Origin of the sequence: Streptococcus mitis, assembly GCF_005844455.1 — a bacterium.
In the GTDB taxonomy this organism is placed as follows: domain Bacteria; phylum Bacillota; class Bacilli; order Lactobacillales; family Streptococcaceae; genus Streptococcus; species Streptococcus mitis_BF.
In genome coordinates this window covers 1-7,677 of sequence record NZ_SPGF01000074.1, presented here as the reverse complement: position 1 = coordinate 7,677, position 7,677 = coordinate 1, and the positions used below count along the sequence as shown (strand labels likewise).

Sequence of the window (7,677 nt, the reverse complement as noted above, 5' to 3'; positions counted from 1 at the left end):
GCCTCCATCATCTGAATCAGAGCTAAGCGCTCATGTTGCCTATGTTTGCCTTGAATAGAAACATCTCTATACACTCCAGTCGTCAAATCGTATAGGGCATTTATGTGTATGAGATTATAGGATTTAACATCCGTTTGGGTTTGGATAGAGGTTTCTGTATCCATGGGATTTCGAGGAATACAGATATCACTCCCATCTGCAGCGAATATCGGAAGATTGGTGTTAAGTGGAATAGGTGCTGTAAATTCTTTAAATAGGGTATAGAAAGCCTCAGGTTTTATCTGATAGCGTCTTTGAACAAAGGCTGAATTTGAAACTGTCAGTCTGGCATCTAGTAATTCTTTTGATAGTGATTTTCCTCCCATGCCCAGAATTGTACGAATCATAGTTTCTAGTGATAACCTTCTTTTACGAGTAAAGGCCTGTTCATCTTGTTTGACGAACTCAACTTTTTGACCAATGATACTCTGAATACTCTTATTCAAGTGGGCTTTTATTTGTTTTATCATGGGAAATCCCTCCTTAACTATAAGTTTATCACATAAAAAAGAAACCCAAATACAGAATTGTATTTGAATTTCTTAACTTAATGACATTGGTTTCGACTGTTCTTTTTTGTTTCTTGAAATTAACTGCTGTTTTCATGTTCCAGGCTCAAAAAACTTTGCACTCTCGATAGCCACACAATGGTTCCTATAGTATAGAGTTTTTTCTTGCCTAAAAAATATAAAAGATATATACTAGCTATATATATCGTATAGATTGGAGATATACCATGACGACATCACTTACTAAGCAATACAATTTTAAAATCAATGAGTCATCAATGGAACAAGCTAGAGCTATCATCAAAGAAAAAGGAATGACTATGACGGATGCTATTAGTCTTTTTATCGAGCAGATTGTCCTCGAACAGGATTTGCCAATAAAAACTGCAGAAGATTTACACCGTGAACGATTGATTCAGGAACTACAAGCCCAATCTGAACGCGCCTTAAGAGAATATGAATCTGGACAAGGAACTTCCCTAGACGATATGAGGCTACGATATGGCTTATAAAGTAATCCTATCTACTGAAGTGAGTCAGGCAATTGACAGTATCCATAACTACATTACTACTGTTCTTTTATCACCCCAGTCTGCTAAAAATACTGTAGACAAAATTTTAGACGGGTTAAAAAGTTTAGAAACCTTTCCTGAAGCTGGCTTTGATGCCGATGAAAAAATAGGACTAAAAATCAATAGTAAGTACCCCACACGAGGAAAAATTATCGGACAATATATCTTGCTTTACTTTATCGATCAAACTCAAAGAACTGTTTTTCTTACCCACTTATTCCACACAAAAAGTGACTATGTTACCTTGCTACAAAGCAAAAATAATAAAAACTCAAAATCATCATTTTAATATCTACTACTCTTAATCATACATTTTACTCATAAAGAATACAGTCTTCATTTTAACTAGAAAATCAAAAAACTTTGCACTCTCGATAGCCACGCGATGGTTTTCAGAGTACAAAGTTTTTTATTAGATAAGTCTTACTCTTCCTTATCTTGATTTTCAGTTCCTTTGACTGCTTTTTTAAATTCAGATAGCATTTTACCGATTGATTCGCCTAATTCAGGCAATCGTTTTGGTCCAAAGATCAAGAGAGCTCCTAAAACGATGATAATCAATCCTGGTGCTCCGATATCACGTAAGATTCCCATTTCTCTCTCCTTTCTGCTTGCATTTCATAATGTATTTGCTGATGGCAATACTCAATTCATAGAGTAAAATCAAGGGGGCAGTCATTGCTAAATCACTGACAAAATCGGCTGGTGTCAAGATGACTGCAAGTACCAATAAGATAAAATAGGCATATCGGCGATAAGTAGTCAATAATTCTGGGCCAATGAGTCCAATAGACGTCAAAAAGGCAATGATAACTGGCAATTCAAAAATCAGAGCCAAGGGCAAGGTCGTTTGAAAGACAAAGGACAGATAATTTTGAGCTGTTAACTGCGTTTCAAATAGACCTTCTCCCAACCCTAATAAAACCTGAAGTAAGGCTGGTGTTACAAAGTAAAAACCAAAAGCCAGTCCAACTAGAAAACAAAGGAAACTAGCTGGAATATAGGCAAAAATCGCTCTAGCTTCTTCCTTCTTTAAACCGGGTTTAATGAAAGACCAAATATGATACACCGTGTAAGGCAAGGTGATGGTAAAGGCCATCAGACTAGCCAGACGTATGTAAATCCATAAAATATCATTAGGGCCTAAAACAATCAACTTTTGCTGAAAAGATTGGGTCACATACTGGTAAATCTGATCTGCAAAAAGCAGGGAGACACAGAACACCAAAAAGAAACAAATGACCACTGCCAATAATCTCTTTCTAAATTCTACCAGATGTTCAACGATTGTCAATTCTTTTCTATCCATCTATTCTTCACCCTGTCTGAAAGTGACAATCAAGACAATGACAACATAGATTAGCTGGCTGGCCAATCCTTCCCAACTTGGATAAATTCCAAGCAGGTCGATAGTTGGAAATCCTGTCAACAAGTGATTTGGTGCCATATTAGTCAACTGAAGAGCGTGGACACTAACCCCTAGCATTTTGAAAGCCAAAGCATAAATCATCCAAGTCAAGATAAAGAAGACCTTATGAGGCAGGAAAAATTGACTGACCTTGTTCATCACGATGGCAATAATTACCAGAACCAGCAAGGCAAGTGAAATTCCTAAGACAAATTCAAAGCTAGAAATTCTTGGTAAAATTCCGACATAAAAGAGAATGGTTTCTGCTCCCTCACGGAAAACAGCTAGGAAACTGAGGGCAAACATGGAAATAAAGGAGCCTGTCTTGGTTACTGTTTCCATTTGCGACTCCATAAAGGCATTCCATTTTTTGACTGAGGATTTGCTGTGGAGCCAGATTCCAATCAAAATCATCATAGCAACTGCAAAAATTCCCACTGCTCCTTCGATGATTTCACGATTGGAGCCTGATGTGACTGCTGGAAAGGCTATTTGCAGGATGAAAGCAATGACCAAACTGGCCATGATTCCTGTGATAGCACCACCATAAACCCACTTGAGCCCTTTTCGCATCTTGGCTGCTTTCAAGGTCGTCACCAAGGCCATGACAATTAAGAGAGCCTCCACTCCTTCTCTCAGGAGAATCAGCATGGCATCAAAGGCATTGTAACGTGCGCTGGTATCAATTTGTGATAAATCTGCAATCAGTTTTTCTAATTTTTCTTGGTAGTCCTTCTCACTTCCCTTGACCATAATCACAGGGCTTTCGCTTTCCACTCGAGTATAGAGGGACGGATTGGTCGTGCTGACAGAACCTTCAATTGTTGGCCAGATAGTAATAAATTCCTTCATACTGGCTGCCCCTGATGATTGATCACCAGTTTGGAATTGTTCCAAAGCCTTCTTCAAAAGGGCAATACCGTCTTTAAGACTTAAATCAGAAGATGTTGCTGCGACTTCTTTTCCGCTTACAAAATCATCAATAGCCTTTTTTAAGTCTTCAAAGGAAGTCTGGATCGAGTTGAAATCCGTAGGCTCAGTTTCCATGCTACTACGTAGAAAGGAAATGGCTGTCTCAACACGTCCATAATGGGCCGTACTATTGTCACGAACCACACTTTCATTGATGGTCCAAGTGGAATTCATTTTCTTAAAGGCTTCTCGGACCTTTTCCAAATTTTTGGAGGCAATAGCCTGTTCTAAGGCTTCAAAACGAGGACTTAAACGGTTTACCAATTTTTCCTTTTCCGCATCTAAGTCAACAGGATTTTGTTCTTTTTCAAAGGCTAATAAGGCTGAAGAAATTTCTGTGAGTTTGTCTTCAGTAATCTCGCCTGATTGAGCTAACTTTTCCTTGACGGCTTTACCAGCCTCAGAATTGCTGTCTTCTATTCTTTCGAAGTCTGTTGCCATCTCTGCAACGAGTTTCTGGGCCTCAGACTGATTGCCATTTTTCACTGCTTTGGATGCATCTGTGATTTTTACAAAATAAGAACTCAGACTTTCTTGGGCACCTACTGGGGAAAAGATTAAAAATAACAGAGCTAAAACCAAGAACCAGCTTCTAACCTTCCAATAATTTCTGACCAATGTAGCCTCCTTTCTCCACACCACCAAAACAAGCAAAGAGTCCACTACCGATGTGAGTGATGTATTCATTCATCTTATCTGTAGCACCTAGATTAGTTTGAACCTTGACAAAGTTATCTGGATCCTTCTGGAAAGAAATGAAGAGCAGACCCGTATCAAACTGACCAGTTTTTTCATCAATCCCATCAGAGTAAGAATAAGAACGGCGCAAAAGTGGTTTGTCCACTTCCTTAGCCAAACGAACATGCGAATCATCAGGCAAAAGACTCAAATCCACCTCATCAAACTCATTCTTCTTACCAAAGGGGGCACCACTTTCCTTATATCGTCCAAAAGTATTTTCCTGTTCTTCAAGACTAGTGCGATCCCAGGTCTCTAAAAACATCTGAATCCGACGAACTGCCATATAAGAACCATTTTCCATCCAGTCCTTACTATCAGCCCAGATAACGCGGTCAAAGTCTTGCTCCTTGGTTGGATTTGCTGTTCCATCCTTAAAACCAAAGAGGTTACGTGGCGTCTCCATTCGATCTCCGATTGCCGCAAAACCAGACTGACTCCAACGAAGTGTTACCGCATTTCTCCCCTTACGGATGAGATTGCGAATCGCATGAAAGGCAACCTGCTCATCATCTGCACAAGCCTGGATGACAATATCTCCACCAGTATATTTTTCACGCAATTGCTCTTTAGGGAATGGCGGTAAGTCTCTGAACACTTGAGGGCGCTTGTTCTCCAAATTCATCTTTTTCAAGAAACTTGCAGATACACCAAAAGTCAGAGTCAAACGATGCGGATTGAGGCCGACTGTCTCCCCAGTATCACTAGGAGGCAAGAGAGCATTCTGTCCATCTTTTTTGACCAATTCTCCCTCTACCAATTTGGCACTATAATCCGTCCAATCTTTGAACAACTGGATAATCTTATCCATATCCGTTGTATGCAGATCCAAGACAACAAAATAGATATTTTTCTGCATGGGCGTACTAATCCCAGCTTGATGCTTGCCATAAAAAGCAATTTTTTCATTACCATACGAGATTTTTTCCTGAGTTCCTAGCTTAGGTGCGAAAAAAGCAGAAGCACCAGAGAGTCCTAGCGCTAAACCAGCCCCTCCAATCCCTGCTTTTTTTAGAAATTCTCGACGGTCCATTTTCTTCTCAAAAAACTTTTCATCTTTTTCAGTCATGACTCTTATTCTCCACTAAGAAATTTACCCATTTGTGATAGAGGTTCACCAAGTTTTGTCACTGCTTCTGACAATTCTTTGGTATCTTCTTTTGTCAAATCAGTATAGAGTTTGTAGTGTTCCTTGTCTATCATGTGTTTGTCCAACAAGCTATTAACAGACTTGAAATCTGCTTCCAATTCTTTGACCAAGGCAGCATCTGATTTTTCAAGTAATGGTTTAAAAAGTTGGAAAATCTTCTCAGCACCCTCAATATTGGCACGGAAGTCATACAAGTCTGTATGAGAATAAATTTCCTCTTCACCCGTAATCTTGCTTGTCGCTACTTCGTTAAGCAAGTCAACTGCCCCAGTCAACATAACCTTGTAGTCCACATCTACAGTTGCAATCTTGGCTTTCAATTCTTTGATATCATTGACTAATTGATCGCCATAGCTTTCAGTTCCTTTAGTTGTATTGTTTTCCCAAAGGATACGTTCGATACGGTGGAAACCTGACCAACCTTCTTCTGTCTTGTTTTCGTCCATGTAGTCTGCCAAACGGAAGTCAATTTTTACATCTGACTCACCAAAACTCTCAGCAATCGGTTCTGAACGCTCATAAGACATACGAATCAGTGGATAAACCTTCTTAGCCTCTTCTAACTTGCCTTCTTTCAACAGTTTGACAAAGCCTTCTGTATCTGTCAACAATTTATCAATTTGCTCTTGCACAAAAGTCTTATAGTCAGCAGTGGCCTTATCAAGCATTTTTTGCTTATCTTCAGAAAGGGCTGTCACCTTAGACGAATCACTTGTGTTGCTTGGCTTAGATTGATTATTAGCACAAGCTGTCAATAGCAAGGCTGAAGATAAAAGGACAAAACCTAGTTTTTTCATTGTTTACTCCTATCGGTTCAGGAAACCTGAATTAATTTTACGTTTTATTATACCATGTTTTCACTCATTTTTCAATAAATTTTCAGACAATTTAATTTTATGAACAACATTACCAATAAAAAACTAAGCCTAGGACAATCTCCAAAGCTTAGTTTGATCTAGTTTCTTAATTTACAGCGTAATATTTTTGAATTCCTTTAATAATGCCTTCAACTAACTTATCTTGGTATTGATCACTACGGATTCGTTGGTTTTCTTCTGGATTATCCATATAACCCAACTCTAATAACACAGCAGGTTTCGCAGTCTCACGAAGAACAGCGAAGGTGGCTTGCAGAAATCCAGCATCTCTAGCTCCTGTCTCGGTCAAGAGAGATGAATGAAGATCTGCAGCCAAACGATTACTTTCACTTATACGGTCTGGATTATTATGCCAGTACTGGTTAATCTTGCTCGGATAATCTGCATCTTCCTCATAAGAGGATACTTGAATACCTTGAGTTTGAGAATATCCGGCTCCGGTAGCGTTAAAATGAATACTAATAAAGAAGTCTGCATTCGTTTTATTTATCATACGAGAACGCTCCGTCACAAAGTCAACATCTACATCACTATCACGAGATGTTAAAACTGTATAGCCAAGTTCTTCTAAACGTTTCCGTAATTTACGAGAGACCTGTAGATTCAAATCTTTTTCAGCTATTCCATAATAGTAAGCGCCCGAATCACGTCCACCATGCCCAGGATCTAGGAAGATAGTTTTAGTATAGTGCCCCTTTTCAAATCCTTTTGGAAGTTCTTGAACCCATTTACCATTATCTTTGAAAAAATGGCTGCTTCCATTAATAGTATAAGTTCCAGTTACATAAACGCCATCTTCTTTAAGATAATACCAAGCTTTGTAATCCTGATCATAAATCCACTCTTTGTGAGCCATGTAGCCACCAGATTTTAGATAGTAAGAGCCAATCCATTGCTGTTCAGCATAGTGTCCACCTGACTTGAGATAAAACCAGCTAGAGTAGTTAGAATCGTACACCCATTCTTTATCTGCCATAGCCCCACTGGATTTCAGGTAATAATTTCCCTTCCAAGTATTAGCCATCATGACACCATTTTGATCAAATGCATACCATTTACCATTGATTTGACTCCATTGGTTGGACAAATATTTTCCTGAACCATTGGCGTAGTACCACTTGTTAGCCATCTGATACCAGCTATTTTCAAGTAACACTCATCAAAAATCTATTCTGGACAAATCCATTTTCTGTGAACAATCTTCCTCAGGCATTCTGTTTCCAAATTTTGAATCACTGTTTCTAACTTCAAAATGACTTCTTCTAAAGATTTGAAGGCCTTGTTTTTGAATCCACGCTTTCGTATCTCTGCCCAAACTTGCTCAATGGGATTCATTTCTGGAGTGTAGGGAGGAATAAATGTACACGTGATATTTTCTGGCAACTCCAAAGCCTGAGACTTGTGCCAGGTG

At 38.9% G+C, this 7,677-nt stretch carries 8 protein-coding genes and 2 pseudogenes; 2 read left to right on the top strand and 8 right to left on the bottom strand.

Annotated features, from left to right (window positions below):
- A pseudogene (locus FGQ53_RS10615) lies at positions 1-509 on the bottom strand (IS4 family transposase); the annotation flags it as partial.
- A 266-nt stretch (positions 510-775) separates the two neighbouring features.
- Between FGQ53_RS10615 and FGQ53_RS10610 the strand changes: the two are divergent.
- Complete coding sequence (locus FGQ53_RS10610; RefSeq protein WP_000213594.1) at positions 776-1,060, top strand: type II toxin-antitoxin system RelB/DinJ family antitoxin; 285 nt, start codon at positions 776-778, stop codon at positions 1,058-1,060.
- A complete protein-coding gene (locus FGQ53_RS10605; RefSeq protein WP_138338651.1) occupies positions 1,050-1,409 on the top strand; it encodes a type II toxin-antitoxin system RelE/ParE family toxin in 360 nt (119 codons plus the stop codon). Before FGQ53_RS10610 ends, FGQ53_RS10605 begins: the two co-directional genes overlap by 11 nt.
- 134 nt (positions 1,410-1,543) lie before the next feature.
- Here the strand turns inward: FGQ53_RS10605 and tatA are convergent, their stop codons facing one another.
- The 7 genes and pseudogenes from tatA to FGQ53_RS10570 form a co-directional block, all read right to left on the bottom strand.
- A complete protein-coding gene (gene tatA / locus FGQ53_RS10600) occupies positions 1,544-1,714 on the bottom strand; it encodes a twin-arginine translocase TatA/TatE family subunit (protein ID WP_000512113.1) in 171 nt (56 codons plus the stop codon).
- Positions 1,698-2,429 (bottom strand): twin-arginine translocase subunit TatC, encoded by a 732-nt coding sequence (tatC, locus tag FGQ53_RS10595; protein ID WP_138338648.1) that lies wholly within the window; start codon positions 2,427-2,429, stop codon positions 1,698-1,700. The genes tatA and tatC overlap by 17 nt, the downstream gene beginning before the upstream one ends.
- Positions 2,430-4,118 carry an FTR1 family protein gene (locus tag FGQ53_RS10590; RefSeq protein WP_138338645.1) on the bottom strand — a complete coding sequence of 563 codons (1,689 nt, stop codon included), beginning with the start codon at positions 4,116-4,118 and terminating at the stop codon, positions 2,430-2,432.
- A complete protein-coding gene (gene efeB, locus FGQ53_RS10585) occupies positions 4,093-5,307 on the bottom strand; it encodes an iron uptake transporter deferrochelatase/peroxidase subunit (protein WP_138338642.1) in 1,215 nt (404 codons plus the stop codon). Before efeB ends, FGQ53_RS10590 begins: the two co-directional genes overlap by 26 nt.
- Positions 5,308-5,312: 5 nt before the next feature.
- Positions 5,313-6,185: an iron uptake system protein EfeO gene (gene efeO, locus FGQ53_RS10580; protein ID WP_138338639.1), complete on the bottom strand. Its 873-nt coding sequence runs from the start codon at positions 6,183-6,185 to the stop codon at positions 5,313-5,315.
- Positions 6,186-6,351: 166 nt separating this feature from the next.
- Positions 6,352-7,419 (bottom strand): annotated as a pseudogene (locus FGQ53_RS10575) (N-acetylmuramoyl-L-alanine amidase); the annotation flags it as partial.
- A gap of 14 nt (positions 7,420-7,433) precedes the next feature.
- Positions 7,434-7,677, bottom strand: a 244-nt coding sequence (locus FGQ53_RS10570) for a transposase (protein ID WP_171019141.1), incomplete at its 5' end; no start/stop codon positions are given.